The following is a 224-nucleotide window of genomic DNA, read 5'->3' as shown; positions in this document are numbered from 1 at the left end:
CTCACGGTGCTGGTCGCCGTGTCGTTGTCGCCGTCCGTCACCGTCGCTGTCGCCGACAGCGTCACCTTGCCGGCGGCAAGGTCGATATGGGCGTTGTCATTGGTCGCATCGACGTCCTCGGGCAGATGGTCGATCTGCTGGGACTGCGTCAGCGTCACCGTGCCGGCCGCATCGACGGCGATCCTGAAGATCTCGCCATGCGACACCGTCGAGCCGACCACGTC

The 224-nt window shown here is 66.1% G+C and carries 1 protein-coding gene; it reads right to left on the bottom strand.

Translation table 11 applies throughout. From position 1 onward, the window contains the following. Nucleotides 1-224: DUF5801 repeats-in-toxin domain-containing protein (locus DH08_RS30030; RefSeq protein WP_192182884.1), on the bottom strand; the 224-nt coding region annotated here is incomplete at both ends.

Origin of the sequence: Mesorhizobium amorphae (assembly GCF_014843845.1) — a bacterium.
Classification (GTDB): Bacteria; Pseudomonadota; Alphaproteobacteria; order Rhizobiales; family Rhizobiaceae; genus Mesorhizobium; species Mesorhizobium amorphae_A.
The sequence above is the reverse complement of the archived record's forward strand: the minus strand, read 5'-3'. Positions and strand labels throughout refer to the sequence as shown.